Origin of the sequence: Anaeromyxobacter diazotrophicus, assembly GCF_013340205.1 — a bacterium.
Classification (GTDB): Bacteria; Myxococcota; Myxococcia; order Myxococcales; family Anaeromyxobacteraceae; genus Anaeromyxobacter_A; species Anaeromyxobacter_A diazotrophicus.
Window position 1 is genome coordinate 218,790 of sequence record NZ_BJTG01000001.1, and the last position, 26,794, is coordinate 245,583.

23 protein-coding genes are annotated in these 26,794 nt (G+C 73.9%); 11 read left to right on the forward strand and 12 right to left on the reverse strand.

Features of this window, described 5'->3' with window-relative positions:
• The first annotated feature begins 270 nt into the window (after positions 1-270).
• The 6 genes from urtA (at position 271) to aceA (ending at position 8,142) form a co-directional block, all read left to right on the forward strand.
• Entirely contained in the window at positions 271-1,503 is a 1,233-nt protein-coding gene (gene urtA, locus HWY08_RS00960; RefSeq protein WP_209005100.1) for an urea ABC transporter substrate-binding protein, read from the forward strand.
• Between the two features lie 22 nt (positions 1,504-1,525).
• Positions 1,526-3,109, forward strand: coding sequence for an urea ABC transporter permease subunit UrtB (urtB, locus tag HWY08_RS00965; protein WP_176062250.1), 1,584 nt, complete (start codon positions 1,526-1,528; stop codon positions 3,107-3,109).
• 2 nt (positions 3,110-3,111) lie between these two features.
• Positions 3,112-4,236, forward strand: coding sequence for an urea ABC transporter permease subunit UrtC (urtC, locus tag HWY08_RS00970; protein WP_209005101.1), 1,125 nt, complete (start codon positions 3,112-3,114; stop codon positions 4,234-4,236).
• The gene (gene urtD, locus HWY08_RS00975) at positions 4,233-5,060 is read left to right on the forward strand and encodes an urea ABC transporter ATP-binding protein UrtD (RefSeq protein ID WP_176062252.1); all 828 of its coding nucleotides are present in this window, start codon (positions 4,233-4,235) and stop codon (positions 5,058-5,060) included. Before urtC ends, urtD begins: the two co-directional genes overlap by 4 nt.
• 3 nt (positions 5,061-5,063) lie before the next feature.
• Entirely contained in the window at positions 5,064-5,756 is a 693-nt protein-coding gene (gene urtE / locus HWY08_RS00980; RefSeq protein WP_176062253.1) for an urea ABC transporter ATP-binding subunit UrtE, read from the forward strand.
• Between the two features lie 139 nt (positions 5,757-5,895).
• A complete protein-coding gene (aceA, locus tag HWY08_RS00985; protein WP_176062254.1) occupies positions 5,896-8,142 on the forward strand; it encodes an isocitrate lyase ICL2 in 2,247 nt (748 codons plus the stop codon).
• Positions 8,143-8,151: 9 nt separating this feature from the next.
• Here aceA and HWY08_RS00990 read toward each other — a convergent pair whose 3' ends face one another.
• From HWY08_RS00990 to HWY08_RS01010, 5 genes are all read right to left on the reverse strand, one after another.
• Positions 8,152-8,658 (reverse strand): c-type cytochrome, encoded by a 507-nt coding sequence (locus HWY08_RS00990; protein WP_176062255.1) that lies wholly within the window; start codon positions 8,656-8,658, stop codon positions 8,152-8,154.
• A gap of 62 nt (positions 8,659-8,720) precedes the next feature.
• Positions 8,721-9,350, reverse strand: a complete 630-nt coding sequence (gene can, locus HWY08_RS00995; protein WP_176062256.1) for a carbonate dehydratase — start codon at positions 9,348-9,350, stop codon at positions 8,721-8,723.
• Between the two features lie 25 nt (positions 9,351-9,375).
• On the reverse strand, positions 9,376-9,888 hold the full coding sequence (locus HWY08_RS01000; RefSeq protein ID WP_176062257.1) for a hypothetical protein: 513 nt from the start codon (positions 9,886-9,888) through the stop codon (positions 9,376-9,378).
• A gap of 184 nt (positions 9,889-10,072) precedes the next feature.
• Positions 10,073-11,542, reverse strand: a complete 1,470-nt coding sequence (locus HWY08_RS01005) for an MFS transporter (protein WP_176062258.1) — start codon at positions 11,540-11,542, stop codon at positions 10,073-10,075.
• Between the two features lie 112 nt (positions 11,543-11,654).
• A complete protein-coding gene (locus HWY08_RS01010; RefSeq protein ID WP_176062259.1) occupies positions 11,655-12,098 on the reverse strand; it encodes a universal stress protein in 444 nt (147 codons plus the stop codon).
• A gap of 334 nt (positions 12,099-12,432) precedes the next feature.
• Here HWY08_RS01010 and HWY08_RS01015 point away from each other — a divergent pair, with 334 nt between their 5' ends.
• On the forward strand, positions 12,433-12,597 hold the full coding sequence (locus tag HWY08_RS01015; protein ID WP_176062260.1) for a hypothetical protein: 165 nt from the start codon (positions 12,433-12,435) through the stop codon (positions 12,595-12,597).
• Positions 12,598-12,599: 2 nt separating this feature from the next.
• On the opposite strand, the gene HWY08_RS01020 is transcribed toward HWY08_RS01015, so the two are convergent.
• Positions 12,600-14,144 carry a CHAD domain-containing protein gene (locus HWY08_RS01020; RefSeq protein WP_176062261.1) on the reverse strand — a complete coding sequence of 515 codons (1,545 nt, stop codon included), beginning with the start codon at positions 14,142-14,144 and terminating at the stop codon, positions 12,600-12,602.
• 13 nt (positions 14,145-14,157) lie between these two features.
• On the opposite strand from HWY08_RS01020, the gene HWY08_RS01025 reads away from it, so the two are divergent.
• The 4 genes from HWY08_RS01025 (at position 14,158) to HWY08_RS01040 (ending at position 18,962) form a co-directional block, all read left to right on the forward strand.
• On the forward strand, positions 14,158-14,457 hold the full coding sequence (locus HWY08_RS01025; RefSeq protein ID WP_235969388.1) for an arginase family protein: 300 nt from the start codon (positions 14,158-14,160) through the stop codon (positions 14,455-14,457).
• 86 nt (positions 14,458-14,543) lie between these two features.
• Positions 14,544-16,988: a protein kinase domain-containing protein gene (locus HWY08_RS01030; protein ID WP_176062263.1), complete on the forward strand. Its 2,445-nt coding sequence runs from the start codon at positions 14,544-14,546 to the stop codon at positions 16,986-16,988.
• 136 nt (positions 16,989-17,124) lie between these two features.
• Positions 17,125-17,529, forward strand: a complete 405-nt coding sequence (locus tag HWY08_RS01035) for a response regulator (protein WP_235969389.1) — start codon at positions 17,125-17,127, stop codon at positions 17,527-17,529.
• Between the two features lie 83 nt (positions 17,530-17,612).
• A complete protein-coding gene (locus HWY08_RS01040; RefSeq protein ID WP_176062264.1) occupies positions 17,613-18,962 on the forward strand; it encodes a sigma-54-dependent transcriptional regulator in 1,350 nt (449 codons plus the stop codon).
• A 93-nt stretch (positions 18,963-19,055) separates the two neighbouring features.
• On the opposite strand, the gene HWY08_RS01045 is transcribed toward HWY08_RS01040, so the two are convergent.
• From HWY08_RS01045 to kdpF, 6 genes are all read right to left on the reverse strand, one after another.
• The gene (locus HWY08_RS01045) at positions 19,056-20,915 is read right to left on the reverse strand and encodes a HAMP domain-containing sensor histidine kinase (RefSeq protein ID WP_176062265.1); all 1,860 of its coding nucleotides are present in this window, start codon (positions 20,913-20,915) and stop codon (positions 19,056-19,058) included.
• On the reverse strand, positions 20,912-22,075 hold the full coding sequence (locus tag HWY08_RS01050) for a universal stress protein (RefSeq protein ID WP_176062266.1): 1,164 nt from the start codon (positions 22,073-22,075) through the stop codon (positions 20,912-20,914). The genes HWY08_RS01045 and HWY08_RS01050 overlap by 4 nt, the downstream gene beginning before the upstream one ends.
• A gap of 32 nt (positions 22,076-22,107) precedes the next feature.
• Positions 22,108-22,725 (reverse strand): potassium-transporting ATPase subunit KdpC, encoded by a 618-nt coding sequence (kdpC, locus tag HWY08_RS01055; RefSeq protein WP_371869290.1) that lies wholly within the window; start codon positions 22,723-22,725, stop codon positions 22,108-22,110.
• Between the two features lie 94 nt (positions 22,726-22,819).
• On the reverse strand, positions 22,820-24,871 hold the full coding sequence (gene kdpB, locus HWY08_RS01060) for a potassium-transporting ATPase subunit KdpB (RefSeq protein ID WP_176062268.1): 2,052 nt from the start codon (positions 24,869-24,871) through the stop codon (positions 22,820-22,822).
• Positions 24,872-24,873: 2 nt separating this feature from the next.
• A complete protein-coding gene (kdpA, locus tag HWY08_RS01065; protein ID WP_176062269.1) occupies positions 24,874-26,595 on the reverse strand; it encodes a potassium-transporting ATPase subunit KdpA in 1,722 nt (573 codons plus the stop codon).
• An 8-nt stretch (positions 26,596-26,603) separates the two neighbouring features.
• Positions 26,604-26,693, reverse strand: coding sequence for a K(+)-transporting ATPase subunit F (gene kdpF, locus HWY08_RS01070; RefSeq protein WP_176062270.1), 90 nt, complete (start codon positions 26,691-26,693; stop codon positions 26,604-26,606).
• Positions 26,694-26,794 lie beyond the last annotated feature (101 nt).

Sequence of the window (26,794 nt, forward strand, 5' to 3'; positions counted from 1 at the left end):
GCTTGGAATGCGGGCGCCGCTTGGGTCGGCGGGCGGGCATGCGCGAAATGCGGTCAGCGCCTGCGAGCCGAACGAGCAGCTGGCCGGCCGCGCGTCACGCTCGGTGCGCCTCCGCTCACCTCTACCCTCCCGCCAACGCGAGGGGTTCGCGCCGGCCCCCGGCGGCCGCCGGGGCCCTGGCACGCTCCTCGCTATCGCGTGCTCCATCGCCTGGACGGCCTCGCCGCCAGCGCACCAGAAAGGGACGACATGCTCCGCAACACACGCTCCGTGAGGTGGCTCCCCGCAGCGCTCGGCCTCCTCGCCGCCTTGCTCCCGTCGAGCGGTCACGCCGCCGGCACCATCAAGGTCGGCGTCCTCCACTCGCTCTCCGGGACGATGGCCATCTCCGAGACGGCGCTGAAGGACGTGGCGCTCATGACCATCGAGGAGATCAACGCCTCGGGCGGCGTCCTGGGGAAGAAGCTCGAGCCGGTGGTGGTGGACCCCGCCTCCAACTGGCCCCTCTTCGCCGAGAAGGCGCGCCAGCTCGTGGCGCAGGACAAGGTGGCGGTGGTCTTCGGCTGCTGGACCTCGGTCTCGCGCAAGTCGGTGCTCCCCGTCTTCAAGGAGCTGAACGGGCTGCTCTTCTACCCGGTGCAGTACGAGGGCGAGGAGCTCGAGAAGAACGTCTTCTACACGGGGGCCGCGCCGAACCAGCAGGCCATCCCGGCCGTCGAGTACCTCATGGGCGAGGAGGGCGGCGGGGCCAAGCGCTTCTTCCTGCTCGGCACCGACTACGTCTACCCGCGCACCACCAACAAGATCCTGCGCGCGTTCCTGCACTCGAAGGGCGTCTCGGACGCCGACATCGCCGAGGTGTACACGCCGTTCGGCCACGGCGACTACCAGACCATCGTCGCCGACATCAAGAAGTTCGCCCAGGGCGGCCGGACCGCCGTCATCTCGACCATCAACGGCGACTCGAACGTGCCCTTCTACAAGGAGCTCGGCAACGCCGGCCTCAAGGCCACCGACGTGCCGGTGGTGGCCTTCTCGGTCGGCGAGGAGGAGCTGCGCGGGATCGACGCCCGCCCGCTCGTCGGCCACCTCGCCGCCTGGAACTACTTCATGTCGGTGAAGAACCCGGCCAACGACGCCTTCATCAAGAAGTACCGCGCCTACGCGAAGAAGAAGCACCTCGCCAACGCCGAGCGCGTCGTGACGAACGACCCGATGGAGGCCACCTACGTCGGCATCCACCTCTGGAAGCAGGCGGTGGAGAAGGCGAAGTCGACCGACACCGACAAGGTGATCGCCGCCATGGGCGGCCAGGCGATGCCGGCGCCCTCCGGGTTCGAGCTCCAGATGGACGCGACCAACCACCACCTCCACAAGCCGGTCTTCATCGGCGAGATCCGCCCGGATGGTCAGTTCAACGTGGTGTGGAAGACGAAGGCGCCCATCCGCGCGCAGCCGTGGAGCCCCTTCGTCCCCGGCAACGAGGCGAAGCAGAGCATGTGAGGCGCGGCCCTCGGTCCCCGCCATGCGCGCGCTCCGCCACCTCCTCCTCGCCGCCGCCTGCGCGGCCGCCGCGCCCGCCGCCGCCCTCGACGCCGTCGCGGTGCGCCGGCTCGCCTCCGACGACGCCGCGGAGAAGCTCGCCGCGGTGAGAGCGCTCGCGCAGGCGCCCGACCCGGACGCGCTGCGTGTCCTCCGGGCGCTCTCGGAGGGCGCCCTCCAGGTCGCGGGGGACGAGGTGCTCATCGCGGCGGGTGACCGCGTCCTCGACGCGGTCACCGGCGCCGAGGTGCGGCCGGCCCCCGAGGACCGGCAGGACGTCACCTTCAACAACCGCGTGCGCCGCGAGCTCGAGGCGGCGCTCGCCGCCGCGCGCCTGCTCGATCCCGACCGGCGCGCCCGGCTCGCGGCGGCCCAGGCGCTGGCCGGCGCGCCCGAGGCGGCGCTCTCCCCGCTGGTCCTCCGCGCGCTCCAGGAGGAGCAGGACCCCGAGATCCGCGCCCTCCTCGCCACGGCGCGGGCGGAGGCGCAGCTCCGCGACCCGGCCCCCGCCGCACGGCGTGCCGCCGTGGATGACCTGGCGGCGCACGGCGGGCCGCGCGCGCGGGCGCTGGTGGCGCGGCTCGCCGGCGATGGCGGGGAGCCCGACCGCGAGGTGCGCGAGGCGGCGCGGCGCGCCCTCTCGGCCATCGACGCGCGCCTCGCGCGCGGCGAGCTCCTGGCGCGCCTCTTCTCCGGGCTGTCGCTCGGGAGCATCCTCCTCCTCGGCGCGCTCGGCCTCGCCATCACCTACGGCGTCATGGGCGTCATCAACATGGCGCACGGCGAGCTGCTCATGGTGGGCGCCTACGCCGCCTTCGCGGTGCAGGGGGCCTTCCGGCGCTTCCTGCCGGGCGCCTTCGACTGGTACCCGCTGGCGGCCGTCCCGGTCGCCTTCCTGGCGGCGGCGCTGGTGGGCGCCGCCCTCGAGCGGACCGTGATCCGCTTCCTCTACCGGCGGCCGCTCGAGACGCTGCTCGCGACCTGGGGCGCGAGCCTGCTCCTCGTGCAGGCGGCGCGGATGGCGTTCGGAGCGCAGAACGTGGTGGTCGCGAACCCGGCCTGGATGTCGGGCGGCCTCGCGCTGGCGGGCGCGGTGCTGCCCTGGAACCGCGTCGTCATCGTCGCCTTCGCGCTGGCGGTGCTGGGGGCGGTGGGGCTCGTCCTGCAGCGCACGCGGCTCGGGATGTTCGTCCGGGCCGTGACGCAGAACCGGGAGATGGCGAGCTGCGTCGGCGTCTCCACCGGCCGCGTCGACACGCTCGCCTTCGCGCTCGGGTCCGGCATCGCCGGGCTGGGCGGCCTCGCCCTGTCGCAGGTCGCGAACGTCGGGCCGGACATGGGCCAGGGCTACATCGTCGACGCCTTCATGGTGGTGGTGCTGGGCGGCGTGGGCCAGCTGGCCGGCGCGGTGGGCGCCGCGCTCGGGCTGGGCGTCGCGAGCAAGCTCCTCGAGGGTTGGGCGGGCGCGGTCATCGCCAAGATCGCGGTGCTCGCCTTCGTCATCGTCTTCATCCAGAAGCGCCCCCAGGGGCTGTTCGCGGCGAAGGGCCGCCTGGTGGAGGGGTGAGCGTGGACGCCGCCAGCCGCGCCGACCTGCTCGCCCTGCCGCGCTGGCCGCGCGCGCGGAGCTCCTGGCTGCCGGCGGCGGCGCTGGGGGCAGCCGCGCTGGCCGTCGTGCTCGTCCCGGCGCTGCACCTGCTCGCGCCGGCCGGCAGCCGGCTCCACGTCTCCGCCTATGCGCTCACGCTGGGCGGGAAGCTCCTGTGCTACGCCATCGCGGCCGTCGCCCTCGACCTCATCTGGGGTTACGCCGGGATCCTCTCGCTGGGGCACGGGCTCTTCTTCGCGCTCGGCGGCTACGCCTGCGGCATGTACCTCATGCGCGCCATCGGGCGCGAGGGCGTCTACGGCGCCGACCTGCCGGACTTCATGGTGTTCCTCGACTGGAAGGCGCTGCCCTGGTTCTGGCGCGGCACCGACCACGCCGGGTGGGCGCTCCTGCTCGTGCTCGTCGTCCCGGCGCTGGTCGCGCTCGTCTTCGGCGCGTTCGCGTTCAGGTCGCGCATCAAGGGCGTCTACTTCTCCATCATCACCCAGGCGCTCACCTACGCGGCGATGCTGCTCTTCTTCCGCAACGAGACCGGCTTCGGCGGCAACAACGGGTTCACCGACTTCAAGCGGATCCTGGGCTTCCCCATCGCCGCGCCCGCCACGCGGGCGGCGCTGTTCCTCCTCTCGGCGGCCGCGCTGGGCGGGGCGCTCGCGCTGAGCCGCTGGCTCGTGCGCTCGCGCTTCGGGCGCGTCCTCACCGCCGTCCGCGACGCCGAGCCGCGGGTCCGCTTCCTCGGCTACGACCCGCTCCCCTACAAGCTAGGCGTCTGGACCCTGTCCGCGGTGCTGTGCGCGGTGGCCGGCGCGCTGTACGTCCCGCAGGTCGGGATCATCAACCCCTCCGAGATGTCGCCCGCCAGCTCGATCGAGATCGCCATCTGGGTGGCGGTGGGCGGGCGCGGCACGCTCCTCGGGGCGGTGGCGGGCGCGTTCCTGGTGAACCTGGCGAAGAGCTGGTTCACGGTCGCCTTCCCCGAGTACTGGCTCCTCTTCCTGGGCGCCCTCTTCATCGCGGTGACGCGCTTCCTGCCGGACGGCGTGGTCGGGCTCTCGCAGCGGCTCCTGCGCCGGAGGGCGGCGTGACCCCGGGCCAGGCGCCCGGCGGGGACGGGGTCCTGCGGAGCGCGGGGAGCGTGCACCCCGTCGTCCCCGGCGTGCTCGACGTCACCCACGACGTCATCCTGTACCTCGAGGACATCACCGTCACCTTCAACGGCTTCCGCGCCCTCGACCGGCTCACGCTCTACGTCGGCGTGGGCGAGCTGCGCGCGCTCATCGGCCCGAACGGCGCCGGCAAGACGACGCTCATGGACGTCGTCACCGGCAAGACGCGGCCCGACTCCGGGACCGCCTACTTCGGCCAGACGATGGACCTCACCCGCATGAGCGAGGCGGAGATCGCGCGCGCCGGCATCGGGCGCAAGTTCCAGAAGCCCACCGTCTTCGAGCAGCACACCGTCTTCGAGAACCTGGAGCTGGCGCTCCGGGGGGACCGCCGGGCGCGGCGCAGCCTCTTCGCGCGGCTCGACGCCGACGCGCGCGACCGGATCGCCGACACGCTGCGCCTCGTCCGCCTCGGCGCCGAGGCGGACCGGCCGGCCGGGCTCCTCTCCCACGGCCAGAAGCAGTGGCTCGAGATCGGGATGCTGCTGGCGCAGGACCCGCAGCTCCTGCTCCTCGACGAGCCGGTGGCCGGCATGACCGACGACGAGACGGAGCGCACCGCGGAGCTGGTGAAGTCGCTCGCGGGCCAGCGCTCGGTGGTGGTGGTCGAGCACGACATGGAGTTCGTGGAGGGGCTCGACTGCCAGGTGACGGTGCTCGACGAGGGCGCGGTGCTGGCGGAGGGCTCGCTGGCGGCGGTGCAGCGCGATCCGAGGGTCGTCGAGGTCTACCTGGGGCGGTGAGCCATGCTGAGCGTCGAGGACGTCCACCAGCACTACGGCGGCAGCCACATCCTGCGCGGCGTCTCGCTCGAGGCGGCGCCGGGCCAGGTGACGGTGCTGCTCGGCCGGAACGGCGTCGGCAAGACCACGCTCCTCCGGTCGATCGTGGGCCTCGTGCCCGTCTCCGCGGGCCGGGTGGCGTTCGGCGGGGCCGACCTCACCGGCGCGCCGGCGCACGCCCGCGCCCGGGCCGGCATCGGCTACGTGCCCCAGGGGCGCGAGATCTTCCCCCGCCTCACGGTGGAGGAGAACCTCCTCATGGGCCTCGCCACCCGGCGGCGCGGGGCGGCCGTCCCGGAGCGGGTGTTCGCGCTCTTCCCCGCGCTGCGGGCGCTCCTCGGCCGGCGCGGGGGCGACCTCTCGGGCGGCCAGCAGCAGCAGCTCGCGATCGGGCGCGCGCTCGCCATGGAGCCGTCGCTCCTCATCCTCGACGAGCCCACCGAGGGCATCCAGCCGTCGATCATCCGCGACATCGAGCGCGCCATCCGCGCGCTCGCCGCCGAGGGCCGGATGGCGATCCTCCTCGTCGAGCAGTACTACGAGTTCGCGCGCTCGCTCGCCGACCGCTACCTGGTCATGGAGCGCGGCGAGATCGTGCGGCGAGGCGCAGGAGCGGAGATGGAGCGCGACGGCGTGCGCCAGCTGCTGGCGCTCTGACCTACCCCTCCAGGCCGCCCCCGCGTCACGCCTCGGGCGGGCCGCGCGCGACGCGGCGCGCTAAGCCGTCTGTCGCCGGCCCGCTGGGCGCCTCACGCCCACCCCGCCCCTTCCGGTACGCCGGCCCGAGGAGAGGACCATGGATTTCCAGAGCGAGGTGGCCGAGGTCCGCCGCTGGTTCGCGAGCCCCCGGTTCGCCGGCCTGAAGCGCGTCTACTCGGCGCGCGAGGTGGTGGAGCAACGCGGCACCATCCGGCCCGACTACGCGGTGGCGCGCGGCGCCGCCGAGGCGTTCTACGCGCGCCTCCGCCAGCTCTTCGGCGAGCAGCGGTGCATCACCACCTTCGGGCCGTACTCGCCCGGGCAAGCGGTGGCGATGAAGCGGATGGGGATCGAGGGCATCTACCTCGGCGGCTGGGCCACCTCGGCCAAGGGCTCGGCGCACGAGGATCCCGGCCCCGACCTCGCGAGCTACCCGCTCTCCCAGGTGCCCGACGAGGCGGCGCCCATCGTCCGCGCCCTCCTCACCGCCGACAAGAACCAGTTTCACACCCGCGCCCGCATGACCGAGGAGCAGCGCAGGGCGACGCCGGAGGTGGACTTCCGGCCGTTCATCATCGCCGACGCGGACACCGGCCACGGCGGCGACGCGCACGTCCGCAACCTCATCCGGCGGTTCGTGGAGGTGGGCGTCCCCGGCTACCACATCGAGGACCAGAAGCCGGGCGTGAAGAAGTGCGGGCACCAGGGCGGCAAGGTGCTCGTGTCCGAGGACGAGCAGCTGAAGCGCCTCTCCGCGGCGCGGTTCCAGCTCGACCTCATGGGCGTGCCGGGGATCCTGGTGGCGCGCACCGACGCCGAGTCGGCCACCCTGCTCGACGGCCGCGGCGACGACCGCGACCAGCCGTTCCTGCTCGGCGCCACCCACCTCTCGCTGCCCACCTTCAAGGCGGCCTTCCTCGCCATCCTGCGGCGCTTCCAGCGCGTCGGGGTGGAGGAGCTCTCCGGGCACGAGCTGTACGCGCTGTGCGAGGAGGAGTACGCCGCCGCCGACGCCTGGCTCGAGAAGAACGGCTTCGGGCAGGCGATCGAGGCCGCCGCCGCGGCGCTGGCGAAGGGCGCCGTGGCCGGGGTGGACGCCGCGCTCGACCGCGTCTTCGACAAGTTCGTGGACGCCTGGCAGCAGGAGGCGGGGATCTCGACCTACGCCGAGGCGGTCGGGAACGCCATCGCCTTCCGCGCCCACGAGGGCGACGCGCCGGCCATGACGCAGGAGGCCTGGCTCGCCTTCGCGGCGCGCGCGCCGCTCTACCAGGCGCGCGAGAAGGCGCGCGCGCTCGGGCTCGACGTCACCTGGGACTGCGAGCACGCCAAGACGCCCGACGGCTACTACCAGGTGCGGGGCGGGATCGACTACGCCATCGCCAAGTCGCTGGCGGCGGCGCCGTTCGCCGACCTGCTCTGGATGGAGACCAAGACCGCCGACCTCGCCGACGCGAAGCGGTTCGCCGACGCCATCCACGCCGCCTTCCCGGACAAGATGCTCGCCTACAACCTGTCGCCCTCCTTCAACTGGGACACGACCGGCATGAACGACGAGCAGATGCGGCGCTTCCCCGAGGAGCTGGGGAAGATGGGCTTCGTCTTCAACTTCATCACCTACGGCGGGCACCAGATCGACGGGCTCGCGGCCGAGGAGTTCGCGACCGCCCTCCGCCAGGACGGCATGCTGGCGCTGGCGCGGCTGCAGCGGAAGTTCCGCCTGCTCGAGTCGGGCTACCGCACGCCGCAGACGCTGGTGGGCGGCCCGCGCGCCGACGCGGGGCTCATGTCGATCTCGGGGCGCACCTCCACCACCAAGGCCATGGGCCAGGGCTCGACCCAGCACCAGCACCTCGTCCAGACCGAGGTGCCGCCCAAGCTGCTCGAGGAGTGGCTCGACCTCTGGAGGAAGCAGCACGGGGTCTCGGCCAAGCTGCGGGTGGCGCTGAAGCCCATCACCGCCGGCTCCGACCTGCTCCAGCTCCAGGTGCTCTCCGCCGACGGGGAGAAGAAGCTCGACGTGACGTTCGCGAGCATCCACGACCGGCGCGGGCGCAGCATCCTGTCGGTGCGCGACCAGAACACCTTCGACCTCGCGCTCCGCCGCAAGCGCCTCATGACGGTGGCGCAGCTCTTCCTCTTCCACCGCTACAAGGTGGACTCGGTGCACTACGTCACGCCGACCGAGGACAACGAGCGCCAGGCCGAGGGCATGAAGGCGCTCGGGCTCTTCGGGACGGTCACCCAGGAGGTGGGCGAGATCATCGTCGCCGACGTCCAGAAGGCGCGCGTGAAGGAGCTCGTGGCGCCGGACCGGAAGGCGCTCGCGGCGCTCATCGGCTAGCGGGCGCGGTCAGCGGAGCGCCGCCCTCACCGGGCCGGGCAGGTGCTCGGCCTCGCGGAGGAGCAGGCTCACCTGCCACAGCTCCTCCTCGCTCAGCGTCTCCTCGAAGCCGGGCATCCCGGTGAGGCGGATGCCGTGCTTCACCTTCCAGTAGGTCTCGCCCACCGGGTCGTCGGCGACGCCGTGGCCCGGCGCGAGGAGGCTGGGCGGCCGCGGGAACATGCCGCGCGCGATGGGCGAGGGCTGCGCCTCGCCGGGCGCGCCGTGGCACACCTGGCAGTTCGCGCTGTAGACCTTCGCCCCCGCGACGAGGTTCGGCCCGTCGGCGGGGATGGGGGCCGGGCGCCGCGCGTCCCTCCCCATCGCGTGGTGCAGCGCGCGGCTCGCGAGGAACCGCTCCAGGGGCAGGGGTCCGCCCCGGGTCGCGACCGGCATGCCACCCTGCGTCAAGAAGAGGAGCGCGGCGGCGAGCACGAGCGCGACCCCGAGGGCGATCCCGGCGAGCAGGTTCCTCATGCCCGTTCCAACGACCGCGCGGGAGCGTCCGTTCCGCACCCCTTCGTGGGGGCCCGGCCGCCTCAGCGCATCCGGTACGCCGCCGGGACCTGCTCCGCCGACTGCACCACCAGGTCGAGGTCGTGCAGGAGCCCGTCCGCGAGCGTGTAGATCCAGCCGTGGACCGCGAGCGGCTGGCCGCGCCGCCAGGCGTCCTGGACGATGGTGGTGTGGCAGACGTTCGCGACCTGGGCCGCCACGTTGAGCTCGCACAGCCGGTCCTGGCGCGCCACCGGGTCGTCGAGGCGCTCCAGCTCGTCGCGGTGCGCCATGTAGACGTCGCGCACGTGGCGCAGCCAGTTGTCGATGAGCCCGCGCGGGTCCGGGCTCATGGCGGCCGCTACCCCGCCGCAGCCGTAGTGCCCGCAGACGATGACGTGCTTCACCCCCAGCACCTCGATACCGTACTGGAGCACCGAGAGGCAGTTCAGGTCGGTGTGCACCACCACGTTGCCGACGTTGCGGTGGACGAAGATCTCGCCCGGCAGCCGGCCCACCACCTGATCCGGCGGGAGCCGGCTGTCGGAGCAGCCGATCCAGAGCAGCTCGGGCCGCTGGGCGTGCACGAGCCGCTCGAAGAAGCCTGGGTCGCGCTCGCGCATGCGAGCGGACCAGGCGCGATTCGCCTCGAAGCAGGACTGGAGAGCCTTCATGCCCTCCTTCTTAACCGGGCGCCGGCTACAGGCCGTAGCAGTGATTCACGAGGGCCTGCGCCGCGCTCTGACAGGTGGTCCCGGTGGTCGAGCACTGGAAGCACTGGTTGTCGCTCGAGTGGTAGAACTCCTTCCAGGTGTCGCTGCCGTTCAGCTGGAAGTAGCAGGCGCAGGACTGCCAGTTGCACGACGACCCGGAGATCCACTGCGAGCACTGCAGGTTGCCGGAGCAGGTGCCGCAGGCGCCCATGCTGCCGGTGCCGCTCGTCCCGCCGGTGGTGCCGCCGGTCGTCCCGCCCGTGGTGCCGGCCGTCGAGCCCGAGCAGGAGTTGTAGGAGCTCCCGCAGTCGCCCTGCGCCGCAGCGGCGGTCTGCCAGCAGTGCCCGGTGCTGGCGCAGTGGTAGGGGTAGCCGGACGGGCAGCACTTCCCGTCGTTGCAGTCGAGCGGCGCCGTCGCGGGGCACGTGGAGGCAGTGTTGCCGCCCCCGCCGCAGGCGAGCGCTCCGAGGACCAGCATCCACCCCAGGTAGTTCCTCATGGCGAGCTCCTCCGCGAGCCGGGCCGCCGCCGCGGGCTCCCGGTCGCCTCGATCGTCGTGTACCGATCACGGTGAGTGTCTCAGCGGACCGTCCCGGTCGTCAATTCCCGCTCGCCAGGGACAGCGCGCCGGCGGTGGCGCGCGCGGAGTTGACCTGCGCCGCCTCGGCGCGGCGCCGCGTCCTTCACCGGAGGTACAGCCGCGCGCGGAGCATCCCCCGAACGCGTGAGCGCTCGCCCCGGCTCCGCGGGGGGATCCCGAGGAAGGCGACGACGGCGGCCAGCGCGAGGAGGGCCGCGCAGAGCAGCATGGCCGCGCGGTAGGCGGGCGCCAGGGCGGCGGGATCGGTGAGGCTCCCCGCGCCGAGCCCCGCCGCGAGCGGGAGCACCGCCACCGCCAGCAGGCCCGCGGCGCGCGCCACCGCGTTGTTCACGCCGCTCGCGACGCCGGCGTGGCGCTCGTCGACCGCGCCGAGGGCGGCGGCGGTGAGCGGCGCGACCGTCAGGGAGAGGCCCAGCCCGAGCACCACCACCCCGGGGAGCACCGTGCGCAGGTAGGTGGCGCCCGCGCCGACTCGCGCCAGCAGGAGCAGGGCCCCGGCGCAGAGGAGCGGACCGGCGGTCATGGGGAGCCGTGGGCCGATGCGCTGGGCGAGCGCGCCGGCGCGCGCCGAGAGGAGGAGCATCAGCACGGTGACGGGCAAGAGGGCGGTCCCGGCGGCGAGCGGCGTGAACCGGGCGACCACCTGCAGCTCGAGGACGAGCAGGAAGAACACGCCGCCGAGCGCCGCGTAGACGGCGAAGGTGACCAGGTTCGCTGCGCTGAAGACGCGGGAGCGGAACACCTCCAGCGGCAGCATGGGGTGATCCGTGGCGCGCTCGACGGCCAGGAAGGCGAGCAGGCCCGCCGCGCCGGCGGCGAGCGCCGCCTGGACGGCCGGCGCGCCCGCGCCGAGCGCCGGCCAGGCGGTGAACCCGTAGGTGAGCCCGGCCAGGCCCGCGGCCGCGGCGAGCGCCCCGGGGACGTCCAGGCGGCGCGCGGCGCCCGGGTCACGCGACTCGGGCACGTGGCGGAGCGCGACCGCGACGACCACCGCCGCCAGCGGCGCGTTGACGAGGAAGACGAGGCGCCAGCTCGCGACCTGCACCAGCCACCCGCCGAGGAACGGGCCCAGCGCGCCGGCGAGGCCGCCCAGCCCCGACCAGGCGCCGATGGCGCGGGCGCGGTCGTCCGGGTGGAAGGACGTCTCGAGGAGCGCGAGGGCGCCCGGCGTGAGCAGCGCGCCCCCCACGCCCTGGAGGACGCGGGCGGCGACGAGCGCCGCGAGGCTGGGCGCGAGCCCGCAGGCGAGCGAGGCCAGCGCGAACCAGGTCACCCCGGTGACGAAGACGCGCCGCCGGCCGTAGCGGTCGCCGAGGGAGCCTCCGAGCAGGACGAGCGAGGCCAGGCTGAGCGCGTAGCCGTTGACGGTCCACTGCAGGCCGGCGGCGCCGGCGCCGAGGTCCGCGCCGAGGCGCGGCAGCGCGATGTTCACCACCGTGGCATCGACGAAGGCGAGCGCGGAGCCGAGCACGGCGGCGAGGAGCACCCAGCGCCCGGCGGGCGCGCCGTAGCGGACCTGGCCGGGCGGCGGGAGCTCGCGGGGGCGCGGCATGCGGGATCATGTAAGGCCGCCGCGCCGAGGTGTTCACGCACGCGTCAGGGGTGGCGCGCCGCTCACGGCGCTCGCGCGCACCCTGCCCTGACCGGCGCCCAGGCGGCGGCCGTCACGGCGCGGCGGCGGGCGCCGGCACGACCAGGACGGGGCACCGCGCCAGCTGCACCACGCCCTCGGCCACCGAGCCGAGCGCGGCGCGGCGCAGGCCGGTCCGGCCGTGGGTGCCCACCACGACGAGGTCGCAGCCGAACTCCTGGGCGCAGCGCGCGATCTCGTCGGCCGGCTCGCCCCCGAGCTCGAGCGAGGTCGCGAGCCCGCCCGCGCGCTCCTGCGCCTCCCGCGTCCAGCTCCGCAGCTCGTCGTCGTCCGCCCGTCCGTCCGGGGCCCGGCGGCCGGGTGGAGCGAACAGCGCCTTCGCGCCCGCGGGGGGCCGGACGTGCACGAGCAGCAACTCGGCGTGGAGGTTCACGGCGAGCTCCGCGGCCTGCTCGAACGCCGCGCGCGACGGCGCGGAGAAGTCGAGCGCGCAGCAGATCTTTCGCCAGGTGGCCATCGCGCGGCCCTCCCGCCGAACTTAACCACGGCAGGCGTGTCCGGGCGATCGCACCCCATCCGCGTCACCCTGCCGCTCACGGGCGGGCGCTGGTCGGGCGGTTCACGCTCGCCGCGCCGCGAGCCCTGGACCAGCAGGCGCCGATTCGCTCCGCGTGCGGGTGACGCCCTCGCGACGCGATCGCGAAGCCGACCCGCGAGGGGTCCACCTCGCGCTCGGCCTTCACGCGCGCTGCCGCTGCCACCCGGGCTGCCGCTCGCCCGGCGCAAGGACCTGGGGCGAGCGCTGCGCAAGCGGCTCCCGCGCAAGCAGCAGCGCGACTTCAGGGCGGTGCGTGGTCGCCCGGCGCGAGGCCGGCTACGAGGATCGCGCCTGCCGGGACGCCGTCCGCGCGATGGTCCGCGCCTACCGCGAACACCTCGCGGTCTTCGCGGAGCTGCGCTGGCTGCCGTACGTCGCCGGCGGCGCGAAGGTCCGGAGCGGCGCCCTGCCCGCCTAGCGTCAGTGCGGCGGCGGCGCCGCGTCCGCCGGGAGAGCGCCCTCGCCGGCCGCCGCGGCGGGCTCGGCTGCAGGCGCTCGCGAGCCGGCCTCGGCGCCCGCCGCCTCCGCCGGGAGCGAGCTCGGGTCCTCGGTCAGCTCCCGCACGACCCACGGCCGCAGCCAGTCCGGGATGGGCGCGCCGGCGGCGTGGGGTAGCAGCTGCGTCTCGGCGACGATCGCGTGCCGCTCCGCGAGCTCGTCGATCCACCAGGTCACGCCGCCGTCGGAGACCTCGCGACGCCGCCTCGTCTCCCGGCGCCCCTCCGTGAGCGGCCAGAGCGCCTCGAAGACCTCCCCGCTCGTCTCCTCCTCGACCTGGAGCCGGTGCACGCCCTCGCCCTGGATGAACCCTCGCCAGTAGCGCTCGCCGTCGGCCGCGCGCACGGTCCGGAGCCGTTCCCGCACGGGCTCTCCGGGGAGCCACCCGATCGCGATCTCCACCTGCGGGCCGCCCTCGGCGCGCGGCGGCAACGCCGTGAGGAGGTAGCGACGCTGGATCTCGACCCTCCCTCCGGCGCGCTGCTCGAGCGCCGTGGTGAGGCGCTCGACCTCCGCCGCGAGCGCGGCGAGGCCGTCCGCGCGCCAGGCGCGCTCCAGCTCGGCGAACAGCCCGTCGCGCCGCTCGCGCACGATCCTCACCAGCGCGAGCAGCCCCGCGCGCGGCCCGCCCCGGAGCTGGTCGCGCAGCGCCGCGCCTCGGGCGCCCGCGCCGTAGACGGCGGCGAAGAGCCGGTGCGTCCGCTCCGCCGCCGCCTCCAGCAGCGCGGCCTCGAGGTCGTGGGCCAGCGTGTGCGCGTCGTGCAGGTCTCCCAGGACCTCCTGCAGGCGCTTCAGCTCGCCCACGGCGCCGCGCGCGTCGGCGAGCGCGTTGCCGCGCAGGGGCTCGAGCAGGTAGCGGAGCCTCTTCACCGCGATGCGCGCCTTGTGGACGTGCGGCTCGTCCGCCGGCCCGGCGATGCCCGCGATCCGGGCGCGCACCGACGCGAGCGCCTCGCCCAGGACCGCAGCCAGCGCCGCCCCGAAGGTGGCGCGGGACGGCGCCTCGTCGAGCCGGACCTCGTAGCGCGGCATGCGCTCCGCGAGCTTGCGGGAGATGCGCTCGTACCGGGCGACGAGCCGCCCCACGCCGGCGCCCTCCCGGCGCCGGGCCTCGAGCCGCCCCTGCAGGAACTCGAGCCCCGCGCGCCGGCGCGCGCTCCCGTGCGGCGCCTGGCTCGCCAGGAAGGCGAGGTGGACCTGCGCGTCGCGCGCGGCATTGCTCGCCCGGGCGAGCTTGCGCAGCCGCTTCGGGTCCCTGGGCTGGACGCTCGCCTCGAGCCAGGGCGCGAACGCCCGCAGCACCGTCCTCAGGCGGCGCAGGCCGACGCGGAAGTCGTGCAGGGCCTCGTCGTCCGACGGCTTCGCGAGCCGCCGGGCGGCCTCGCCGCATTCCCCGAGGAGCGCGAGCGCGACCTGGCGCGATCCCTCCTCGGCCGATCGATCGATCACCGCGTCGTCGAGCTGCATGAGCGCCTCGGGGTTGGCGCGATCATGCCGGGGGTGGCAGGGGCCGGGCCTCTCCTGGAGGGGTTCGAGGGCCTTCGACGTCGACGCCGTCGACCCCGCCTTCGCCCCCGGGACCGGCACGCCGGTCCCGGGCGGGCTCACCTCGCGCGAGGCGCTGCAGCTCGTGCGTGCGCTGGCCGGGGTCGCGCTCGCCGGGATGGACGTCGTCGAGGTCTGCCCCCCGCTCGACCACGCAGATGTGACCAGCCACCTCGCGGCGCACGTGCTGTTCGAGGGCCTGGCGCTGGCCGCGGTGATCCGCGGCCCCGCGTGAGCGCGAGGCGGAGCGCGATGCCGCGCAGGCCGCGTCCCCCGACGAGGAGTCCGGCGCCGGCCGGCGGCCCCCGCTACGCTCATGGCGTGACATCGACCGAGGTGGACCAGCAACGCCCCGCGGGGGCTGTTCGGCCGGGCGCGCTCTCGGCGCTGCTCGAGGAGCTGGTGCGCACGCCCGAGTCGCCGCCCGAGCCCGCGTGGCAGGGCGTGCTGCACCCGGGCCTCGTCGTCGGCCGCTTCGAGCTCGTGCGCGAGCTCGGGCGCGGCGGGTTCGGCGTCGTCTACGAGGCGCGGGATCGCGAGCTCGGCCGGGCGGTCGCCTTCAAGGCGATCTGCACCAGCGGCAGCCCCGAGGTCCGCGAGGGGCGCCTGCTCCAGGAGGCCGAGGCCGCGGCGCGCCTCTCGCACCCGAACATCGTGACGCTGCACGACGTCGGGAGGACCGAGCACGGCCCGTACCTCATCCTGGAGCTCTTGCACGGCCGCAGCCTGGCGGCGCGCCTCGCCCACGGCCGGCTGTCGGTGGGCGAGGCTGTGCGGGTGGGCGTGGAGGCGGCGAAGGGGCTCGCCCACGCGCACGCGCGCGGGGTGGTCCACCGCGATCTCACCCCGGGGAACGTCTACCTGTGCGACGACGGCCAGGTGAAGCTCCTCGACCTGGGGATGGCGCACGCCTTCGGCTGCAGGAAGCTGGAGGGCGGCACTCCCGCCTACATGGCGCCGGAGCAGGGGCGCGGCGCGCCGGAGGACGAGCGCACCGACGTCTTCGCGCTCGGCGCCGTCCTGTACCGCATGCTGGCGGGGGAGCTCCCGTACGGAGAGGGCGGCGCGGGGGCGAGCCACGGACCCCGCGCCGCGCCGGCGCTGGAGGTCCCGGAGCTCCCGGCGCTGGGCGAGCTGGTGGGCCGGATGCTGGAGCGCGATCCGGTGGAGCGCCCGCGCGACGCCGCGGAGGTGCTGACCGCGCTCGGCCTGTTCCAGGCCGAGCTGGCGCGCGCCCCGACCTCCGGCGCCACGCTCCCCGTGCGCCGGCGCCGCCGGGCCCCCTCGCGCCGGGCGCTCCTCGCGGCCGCGGGCCTGCTCCTCGCCGCGGGCCTCGTCGCGAGCGCCGCGCTCGTCGCCCACCGGCGCCCGGCGGCCACCGGGAGGTCGGCCGCGCCCTCCATCGCCGTGCTGCCCTTCGTGGACCTCAGCCCCCATCGCGACCAGGAGTACTTCTCGGACGGGCTCTCCGAGGAGATCCTGAACGCGCTCGCGCACGTCGACGGGTTGCACGTCGCGGGCCGCTCCTCCGCCTTCGCCTTCAAGGGGCGCGACGGCGACCTCCGCGTCATCGGGCAGAAGCTCAACGTCGGCACCGTGCTCGAGGGCAGCGTCCGCAAGGCCGGCGATCGCGTCCGGATCACGGCGCAGATCATCGACGTCTCGAACGGCTATCACCTCTGGTCCGAGACGTTCGACCGCGACCTGGCGGACGTCTTCGCCGTGCAGGACGACATCGCGCGGGCGGTGGTGCGCGCGCTCGAGGTGAAGCTCCTGCCCGGGCGCGCGCCGCCGGCCCGGGCGCTCCACGCCACCTCGCCGGCGGTCTACGAGCAGTACCTCCTGGCGCGCCAGTCCTACGCGCAGTTCACGCAGGAGGGCTTCCGCCGGGCGGCGGCGGCGTACCAGAAGGCCATCGCCCTCGACCCCGGCTACGCGCCGGCCTGGTCCGGGCTCGCCATCCAGCTCTCCAACACCATGGAGCGCGCCTCCACGCCGGCCGAGGTGGCCGACCTGGGGCGGCGCTCGCTGGCGGCCGCCGAGCGGGCCATCGCGCTCGATCCCGAGCTGGCCGAGGGGTACGCGGCGCGCTCCCTGTTGCGGGCGCTCGTCCAGTGGGACTGGCGCGGCGCGCAGGCCGACATGGACCGCGCGCTCTCGCTCGCGGCCGGGGACGCCGCCACCCAGCGGCGCTCGGCCATCCTGCTCGCGGCCCTGGGCCGGAACGGGGACGCGATCGCGGCCGCCCGGAAGGCGGTCGAGATCGACCCCCTCTTCGCGGCGAACTGGATCGCCCTCGGCGGCTACTACCTGAACGACCACCAGCTCGTGGAAGCCCGCGGCGCCTACGAGCGCGCGCGGGAGATGGCGCCCCAGATCGCCGACGTCGACTTCAACCTGGGGATCGTCTCGCTGCTCGAGGGGCACCCCGCGGCGGCCCTGCCCATCTTCGAGCGGCTCCCCGATGAGCTCTCCCGTCTCACGGGCGTGACCCTGGCCCAGCACGCGCTCGGGCACCCGGCGGAGGCGCAGCGCGCGCTCGACGCGTTGATCGCGCGCCACGGGGAGCGGCACCCGGTGACGATCGGCAGCCTCTACTCGTACTGGGGCGAGGTGGACCGCGCGTTCGAGTGGCTCGACCGCGCCTACGCCCAGCACGACCCCGAGCTCGTCGGACTCCAGGAGCACGTCGCCTTCGCCCCCGCCGTGCGCGCCGACCCGCGCTTCGCCGCGCTGCTGCGGCGGATGAACCTCCCGGTGGAGTGAGGGAGCGGCCGCGCCGGCGGCGCGGGCGGTCCCATCCGGGTCCGCGCCGCGTCACCGACCCTGGGTATCCCTTACTCATGGCTTTCGCGGCCGAACCGCCCGTTTTGCGGGGGCGCGGCTGCGGCATGACCCACGCATGAGAGACGGACCGGCGGGGGCCGGCCTCGCTCTCACCATGGCGCACATCCTCATCGTCGACGACGACGACCTCGTGAGACGGGCCCTCGAGCTCGCCGTCGCGCGCATGGGGCATGAGCCGGAGAGCGCCTCGTCGGGCAGCGTCGCGCTGACGTGCCTGCAGTCGAGGCGCCCCGACCTCGCGCTGGTGGACGTCACCATGCCGGGGATGGACGGGCTCGAGCTCGTGGGGCGCATGCAGGAGGATCTGGGCGAGCGCTGCCCGCCGGTGATCTTCGTCTCGGCCGTCCCGCCGGAGGACGCCAGCGTGGTGGGCCGGCCGCTCGACCGCGTCGTGGCGCACGTCAAGAAGCCGTTCCTGCTCGACGAGCTGTTCCGCGCCATCCGCGGCGCGCTCGGCTAGCGCGCGCCGCGACCGTCCGGGGGTTGGCCGCGGGCCGCCGTGGGTGAGGTCTCGGCGCCGCGCGCCGGTTAGAGTGTCCTCCGATGAGCGAGACGCTGCCGCTCCGCGTGCTGGTTATCGACGACGAGCGGAACATCCGCCAGACGCTGGGGATCTGCCTGGAGGGCTTCGGGTGCAAGGTCGAGCAGGCGGCGACGGGCGCGGCCGCCCTCGACGCCCTGCGGCGAGAGCCGTTCGATCTCGCGTTCTGCGACCTCAAGCTCGGCGGCGAGAGCGGGCTCGACCTCCTGCCCCAGCTCCTGGGAGAGCGCCCCGGCCTCGACGTCGTCATCATCACCGCCTACGCGACGGTGGACACCGCCGTCGAGGCGATGCGGCGCGGCGCGAAGGATTACCTCCCGAAGCCGTTCACGCCGCCGCAGATCCGACACCTGGTGGATCGCGCCCGGGACCGGCGCACGCTGTCGCGCCGGCTCGGAGAGCTGGAGGCGCGCCTGGAGGAAGCCGCGCCCGAGGCGCGGCTCGAGACCGCGTCGCCCAAGATGCAGGCGGTCCTCGACGTCGTCGCGCGCGCGGCGAGCCACGACGTGGCCGTGCTCCTCCGTGGCGAGAACGGCACCGGCAAGGGGGTCCTGGCGCGCGCGCTGCACGCGCAAAGCCGGCGGCGCGACCGGCCGTTCGTCGTCGTGAACTGCCCCACCCTCTCGGAGGAGCTCCTCGCGAGCGAGCTGTTCGGCCACGCGCGTGGCGCGTTCACGGGGGCGGTGCGCGACCAGGAGGGCCGGATGGAGGCTGCCGAGGGAGGCACCGTCTTCCTCGACGAGATCGGCGAGATCTCGCCCGGCGTCCAGGCGAAGCTGCTCCGGTTCCTGCAGGAGAAGCGGTTCGAGCGCGTGGGCGAGCCCCGGACGCGGACCGCCGACGTCCGCATCGTCGCCGCCACCAACCGCGAGCTCGACGCCGAGGTGAAGGCCGGCCGCTTCCGCGAGGATCTCCTCTATCGGCTCAACGTCATGGAGATCGTCGTCCCGCCGCTGCGCGAGCGCACGGAGGACATCCTCCCCTTGGCGCGCGCCTTCGTGGAGTTCTTCGCGCGTCAAGCGGGGCGCCCGCCGCCGGATCTCTCGGCCGCGACCGAGAAGCTCCTCGTCGGCCACGCGTGGCCCGGGAACGTCCGCGAACTCCGGAACGCCATCGAGCGCGCCCTCATCCTGGCCCGCGGGCAAGTGCTCGAGCCGGAGAGCTTCCCGGAGCGGATCGCGGCGAGCGCGAGCGAGGCGCCGGTGCTGGGTGGGAACTTCACGGCGGACGAGATCGAGCGGGAGCACGCGCTCCGCGTCATGGCGCACACCGCCACCATGGAGGAGGCGGCGCGGATCCTGGGCATCGACGCCTCGACCCTGTGGCGGAAGCGCAAGAAGTGGGGGCGCTGACCCGCCGTCCCCTGGCGGCGCTCGGTCGAGTTGAACGCGGCTGCGGCGCCGCCCCGCCGTGAGACCAGGCGTCACTTCGACTGCGCTGCGCCATCAGGCGGCGGGGCGCGGCTCGTCCGCCGGCGGCGAGCTGGCGGCGTCCGCGCGCGGCACCGTGAACCAGAACCTGCTCCCCACCCCGGGCGCGCTCTCGACGCCGATCCTGCCCCCGTGCGCCTCGACGATCTCGCGCGCGAGGTAGAGCCCGAGCCCGACCCCGCCGGCAGGCGCGCCCGGGATCCGGTAGAACTTCTCGAAGATCCGATCCTGGTGCTCGGCCGCGATGCCCGGGCCCGAGTCTTTGACCTCGAAGCGGACCGAGCCTTCACCCTCCACGGCCGTGACCTCGACGGTGCCGCCGCGCGGCGAGTGCCGGACCGCGTTCGCCAGCAGGTTCGAGATCACCAGCTCGACGCGCTCGCGGTCGACGCGGACCTTCGGGAGGTGCCTGCCGGCGATCCCGGTGAGCTGGATCCCCTTCGCGGCGGCCTCCGCGCGGTGCGCCTCCAGGACCACGCCGACGAGCTCGGACGGCGCCGCGGAGCCCCACGCGAGCTCGAGCCTTCCCGACTGAATGCGCGACAGGTCGAGCAGGTCGTCCACGATCGACTGGAGCCGCTCGCAGTCCTGCCTCGCCGCGAGCATGAGGTCCCCCTGCTTGTCCGTGAGCGGCCCGACGAGCTCGTCGGCGCAGAGGTGGATCGCCATGCGCAGCGACGTGAGCGGCGTGCGGAACTCGTGCGCGACGGTCGCGACGAGGTCGTTCTTCAGCTCGTCGAAGCGCATGAGGCGGGTCACGTCCTGCAGGACGATGGTGGCCCCGGTGATGGAGCCTTGCTCCGAGTACAGCGGCGACGCGCGCGGGAGGAGGCTGCGCGCCCCGTCGGCACCTTCGACCCGGACCGCCTCGTCGAAGCCGCGCGGCACGTAAGCGCCCTTGCCGGCGAGCACGTGCGCGCGCACGCGCTCCACGGTCGCGCGGAGCTCCGGCTCGAGCGCGGTCACGGACGGCGCGACCCCGCCGCCGCGCCGGAACAGCGCCTCCGCCGCGCCGTTCAGGTTCAGGATCGCGCCGCTGGCGTCGACCACCACCACCGGATCCGGCAGGCTGTCGATGGCGGCCTGCGACGCCTGCTGCGCCTGCAGGAGCTCCCCGAGCGAGCTCGACCGGTACTGGCGCAGCCGCTCCGCCATGGTGTTGAACTCCACGCCGAGCGCCGCGATCTCGTCCCGGCCGGCGACGGGCGCGCGCACATCGAGGTCGCCCTCGCCGATACGCCGAACGGTGTGCGAGAGCGCCGCGAGCGGCCGAAGCAGGCGCGCCATGAGCCACACCGACGCCGCGAGCCCGGCGGCCACGGCGGCGACGATGACGCCGATGACCTCCGCGGTCGTGTGCTCCGCCGCTCGCCGCGCCTGATCGCTCTTCCGCTGCATCGCGTCCTGGTTGATGGCGAGGATGTCCTGGGCGGCGTGCTGAAGCTCGCGCGCGGCGGGCATGAAGGCGTCGAAGTAGACGTCCAGGCGCGCCCGGGGCGAAGCCGCCACGACGGCGTCCAGCGCGCGGAGGTACTTCGCCCAGCGTCCCCGCATGTCGCGCGTGGCCTCGGCCTCGCCACGCTCCGTGATGTTGCTCTCCTGGGCGTGCAGCTCCGCCTCGAAGCTGGCGGTCGCGCGCGCCCGCTCTGCGTCGGCCCCGGCCCGCCCCGCGGCGCGGGCGAGCGCGAAGTCGTCGAGGTCCTTCTCTGCCCGGAGCATGCGCTCCGCGGCGAGCACGCTGCGATAGTTGTCGCGCAGGATGAGCGCCGGGCTCAGGCCGAGCGAGGCGATCGCGCTCACCGACGCGGCGCCCACCAGCGCCAGCGCCAGCGCGAGCGGCGCCTGCGCGAGGAGGAGCTTCGCCCGGAGGGTCATGCCCGCGGCTCCTCCTCGAAGAAGGAGACCACGTGCAGGTCGAGCCCCTCGCCCTCGCGCACGAGCCGCTCCAGCACCGTGCCCCGCCCGAGCCGGCGCCACCAGGGCAGGTTCGTTCGGCCGACGATGACGTCGCTCACCCGATGCGCGCGCGCGAAGTCGATGAGCGCCGCCGCGGGGTCGGAGGACTTCAGGCGGACCACCTCGGCCCCGAGCTCGCGCGCCTTGTCGACGTTGGCGAGGAGGTGCCGCTGCGCCTCGGCGTCGATTCGTGCGGGCGCCTCGCGCGGCGTCTCGACGTACACGACGTACCAGTCGGTGTTGAGGCGTCCCGCCATCCGGGAGCCGCGCCGGAGCAGCGCCAGCGCGTGCGGCGGATTCGAGGAGAGGCACACCATGACGCGACCGGAGGCGCGCTGCGCCGGCGCGCCGAGGGGGACCCGCTGGGCCGCCGAACGGTCGAGGCTCTCCGCGACCTCTCGCAGCGAGAGCTCCCGGAGCGTCGCGAGGTTCGCGTCCCGGAAGAAGTGCTCGAGCGCCCACGGGATCTTGTCGGGCGGGTAGATCTTGCCCGTCCTGAGCCGCTCGACGAGGTCTTCGACGGCGAGGTCGAGGTTCACGATCTGGTCCGCCTGCTCGACGAAGCTGTCCGGGACCGTCTCGCGCACCGTGACCCCCGTGTTCCGCGCGATGAGGTCGTTCAAGGACTCGAGGTGCTGGATGTTGAGCGCGCCGATGACGTTCACCCCTGCGCCGAGCAGGTCGAGCACGTCCTGGTAACGCTTGCGGTTCCTCGATCCCGGCACGTTGGTATGGGGGATCTCGTCCACGATCGCCACGGCCGGCGCTCGCGCCAGCACGGCCTCGAGGTCCAGCTCCTCCACCGCGACCCCCCGGTACTCGATCTTGCGCCTCGGGACCACCTCGAGGTCGCCGATGAGGGCGGCCGTCTCGGCGCGCCCGTGCGTCTCGATGAGCGCGCCGACGACGTCGACCCCGCGCCGGGCGAGCGCGTGCGCCTCCTCCAGCATGCGCCACGTCTTCCCGACCCCGGCCGCGAACCCCACGTACAGCTTCAGGCGGCCGCGCTTCCCGCGCTCGACGAGCTCCAGGAAGTCCTGCGCGGTCGGGCGCTGCGTCGTGGACACGCTCGTCGCCATGGCCGATGTTCTACCCCCGCGGTCGGGTCACGTCATCGCCCGGGTTCCTGCGCCCCCGGCGGCGCCCCGGACGCGCCGAAGCGGCGGTCGACCGCGAGGTTCAGCTCGAGCACGTTCACGCGCGGCTCCCCGAGCACGCCCAGATCGCGCCCCTCCGTGTACTCGTCCACGAGCGCGCGCACGCGGTCGAGCGCGACGCCGCGCGCCCGCGCGACGCGCGGCGCCTGCCAGCGCGCCGCCGCGGGCGAGAGGTGCGGGTCGAGCCCGCTGCCGGAGGCGGTGACGAGCTCGACCGGAACGGCGCCGGGTGCGTCCGGGTTCTCCTTTCGGAGCCGGTCCAGCGCCGCGGCAGCCCGTTCGCGCAGCTTCTTCGAGGTCGGGGCGAGGTTCGAGCCGCCCGAAGCCAGGGGATCGTATCCCTTCTCGCCGGCCGCGGACGGGCGCGGCTGGAAGTAGCCCGGGGCGGCGAAGCCCTGCGCGAGGAGCTCGGAGCCGACGATCTTCCCGCTCGCGTCGCTGACGAGGCTGCCCTGCGCCTGCCGGGGGAACAGGACCCGCGCGACGCCGGTCATGGCGAGCGGGTAGAGGAGCCCGGTCAGGACGAGGGTCACGGCGGTGGCGCGCACCGCCGGCGCGAGCTCGTCGCGCAGCCGCGCCTCGCGCGGCGAGGCCGGTTCGGGCCCGGGCGGGGGGGGAAGCGCGTGGGCGACATTCCTGATCATGGCGGCCTCCTGCGATCTGCGATCAGACGACGCCGGCCGCCGACAAGGCCAGGTCGATGAGCTTGATGCCGGCAAACGGTGCGACCACGCCGCCCACCCCGTAGACGAGCAGCGACCGCCGCAGCACCGCCGCGGCGCCGAGCGGCCGGTACCTCACGCCCTTCAGCGCGAGGGGGATGAGGAGCACGATGATGACGGCGTTGAAGATGACCGCCGAGAGGATGGCGCTGTACGGCGACGCGAGGTGCATGACGTCGAGCGGGGCCAGCTCCGGGTAGGCCGCGACGAAGAGCGCCGGCAGGATGGCGAAGTACTTCGCGACGTCGTTCGCGATCGAGAACGTCGTCAGCGTTCCCCGCGTCATGAGGAGCTGCTTCCCGACCTCGACCACCTCGAGCAGCTTCGTGGGGTTGGAGTCGAGGTCGACCATGTTGCCGGCCTCCTTCGCCGCCTGCGTGCCGGTGTTCATGGCGACGCCCACGTCGGCCTGCGCGAGCGCCGGCGCGTCGTTGGTGCCGTCCCCGGTCATCGCCACCAGCTTCCCCTTCGCCTGCTCCGCCTGGATGAGCTTCATCTTGGCCTCGGGCGTCGCCTCGGCGAGGAAGTCGTCCACGCCCGCCTCGCGCGCGATGGCGGCCGCGGTGCGCGGGTTGTCGCCCGTGATCATGACGGTGCGGATGCCCATGGCGCGGAAGCGATCGAAGCGCTCCTGGATGCCGCCCTTCACGACGTCCTTGAGGTGGATGACCCCCAGCACGCGCGCGCCGTCGGACACCGCGAGGGGCGTCCCTCCCGAGTCGGAGATGCGCGCCGCCTCGACCTCGAGCCGGTGAGGCATCGCGCCGCCGAGGGCGACCACGTGCCTCGCGATGGCCTCGACGGCGCCCTTCCGCAGGATCCGCCCCTGGACGTCCACCCCGCTCATCCGCGTCTGCGCCGTGAAGGGGATGAACGCGTGCTCCGCGCCGCGCACCTCGCGGCCGCGCAGCCCGTAGCGCTCCTTCGCCAGCACGACGATGGAGCGGCCCTCGGGGGTCTCGTCGGCGAGGCTCGCCAGCTGCGCGGCGTCCGCGACCTCTTCCACCTTCACGCCCGGCGCGGGCAGGAGCTCCGTCGCCATCCGGTTGCCGAGGGTGATGGTGCCGGTCTTGTCGAGGAGCAGCGTGTCGACATCACCCGCGGCCTCCACGGCGCGGCCGCTCATGGCGAGCACGTTCTTCCGCAGCAGCCGATCCATCCCGGCGATGCCGATGGCGGACAGGAGCCCCCCGATGGTGGTCGGGATGAGGCACACCAGCAGGGCGACGATGGCCGTCGCGCCGAGATCGATGGCGGAGTAGCGCGCGATGGGGACGAGCGTCACGCACGCGAAGAGGAACACGAGGGTGAGGCCCACCAGCAGGATGTGCAGCGCGATCTCGTTGGGGGTCTTCTGGCGGGCGGCGCCCTCGACGAGCGCGATCATGCGGTCCAGGAAGGACTCGCCTGGGTCCACCCCGACGCGCACCACCAGGCGATCGGAGAGCACCTTGGTGCCGCCGGTCACCGCGGAGCGGTCGCCGCCGGCCTCGCGGATGACCGGCGCCGACTCGCCGGTGATCGCCGACTCGTCCACCGAGGCGATGCCCTCCACGATCTCCCCGTCGCCGGGGATGAGCTGCCCGGCCTCGACGACCACGACGTCGCCCTTGCGCAGGGACGACGCGTCCACGGTCACCTCGCGTCCGGAGACGAGCTTCCGGGCCCTGATCTCGCGGCGCATGCGCCGCAGCGTGTCGGCCTGCGCCTTGCCGCGCCCTTCTGCCACGGCCTCGGCGAAGTTCGCGAAGAGCACCGTGAACCACAGCCATACGCTCACCGTGAGGGTGAACCACCCTGGCGCCGCGCCGGCGGGGGGCGCGAGGCGATCGCGGAGCCACAGGAGCGTGGTGAGCAGGCTCCCGACCTCCACCACGAACATGACCGGGTTCCTCGCCACCAGGCGTGGATCGAGCTTCTTCAGGCTCTCGAGCGCTGCCTGGCGAACGATGGCGGGATCGAACAGGGAGAGCTGCCTCGCGCGCTCGATGGCCATGGCTAGAACACCTTCCCGGAGACCGCCGCGAAGTGCTCGAGGACGGGGCCGAGCGACAGCGCCGGGAAGTAGGTCAGCGCGCCCACGATGAGGACGACGGCGACGAGGAGGACGGTGAACGTCAAGCCGGTGGTCGGGAAGGTCCCCAGCCCGGGCGCCACGACCTTCTTGCCGACCATCGAGCCGGCGATGCCGAGGGCCGGGATGATCATCCAGAAGCGCCCGACGAGCATGTCTACCGCGAGCGTGAGATTCCAGAATCTCGTGTTGCCGTTCAGGCCTGCGAAGGCCGAGCCGTTGTTGGCAGCGCCGCTGGAGTACGCGTAGAGCAGCTCGGACAGGCCGTGCGGTCCAGCGTTGCCGAGCGACGACGTCCCGAGGCCGACCACCGAGGACCACGCGGTCAGCGTGAGCACGATCGCCGGGAAGACGAGGAGATAGAGCATGGCGAGCTTCAGCTCGCGCCCCTCGATCTTCTTGCCGAGGTACTCGGGCGTGCGGCCCACCATGAGGCCGGCGATGAAGACGGTGAGCACCACCATCACGAGGATGCCGTAGAGCCCGGCGCCCACCCCGCCGAAGATCACCTCGCCGAGCTGCATGTTCACCATCGGCACGAGGCCGCCCAGGGGGGTGAAGCTGTCGTGCATCGCGTTCACGGCGCCGCACGACGCGTCGGTGGTGACGGTGGCGAACAGCGCGCTGTTCGCCACCCCGAAGCGGAGCTCCTTCCCCTCCAGGTTCCCCGGGCCGTGGTCGACGGCGAGGCTCGCCAGCGCCGGGTTCGGGTGCGACTCTGCGTGATAGGTCGCGAGGACACCCGCGAGCCACAGGATCGCCATCGCGCCGAAGATGGCCCATCCCTGGCGCGTGCTGCGCGCCATCTTTCCATACGTGTAGGTGAGGCCGGCCGGGATGGCGAAGATGAGCACCAGCTGCACGAAGTTCACGAGCGGCGTCGGGTTCTCGAACGGATGGGCGCTGTTGGCGTTGAAGAAGCCGCCGCCGTTCGTCCCGAACATCTTGATGACCTCCTGCGACGCGACCGGCCCGAGCGCGATCACCTGCTTCGCGCCCTCGACGGTGGAGATCTCGCGGTACGCCGAGAGCGTCTGCGGCACCCCCATGGCCACGAGCGCGAGCCCGACGGCGACGGAGACCGGCAGCAGCAGGTAGACGATGGACCGGACGAGGTCGACCCAGAAGCTCCCCAGGGTCTTCGGGCCGCCGGGGCCCGGCTGGCGGGTGAGCCCGCGCGCGAGCGCCAGCGCGACGCCGATGCCGGCCGCGGCGGAGGTGAAGTTGTGCCACGCCAGCCCCGCCATCTGCGTCAGGTAGCTCATCGTGCTCTCGCCGCCGTAGTTCTGCCAGTTGGTGTTGGTGGCGAAGCTGGCGGCGGTGTCGAGGGCGAGGTCCGAGGCGACGGGGCCGAACCGCTCGGGGTTGAAGGGGAGCAGGTGCTGCAGCCGCTGGAGCGCGTAGGTGACGAGGACGCCGCAGGCGCTGAAGAGCAACAGGGCGGTCGCGTAGCCCTTCCAGCCCTGCTCCCTCCTCGGATCGACGCCGCAGAGCCGGTACAGCGCGCGCTCGAGCGGACCGAAGACGCGCGGCAGAGGCGGCCGCTCGCCCTCGAACACGCGGTACATGTAGCCGCCGAGCGGCCTCGTGGTCGCGAGGATCACGAGCGCGAAGAGCGCGATCTGGAGCCAGCCGTTGGTCGTCATGACGCTCCCTAGAAGCGCTCGGGACGGATCAGCGCGTACCCGAGGTAACCGGTGAGGAGCACCGACAGGATGACGCCGATGGCGTACTCGAGGCTCATGGTCACCTTCACAAGCCGTCGCACCCGCGCAGATACGCGAGGCTCACGGCAAAGAACACGACGACGCCGGCGACGAGGAGCAGGTCCATGGTGCCCAGCGA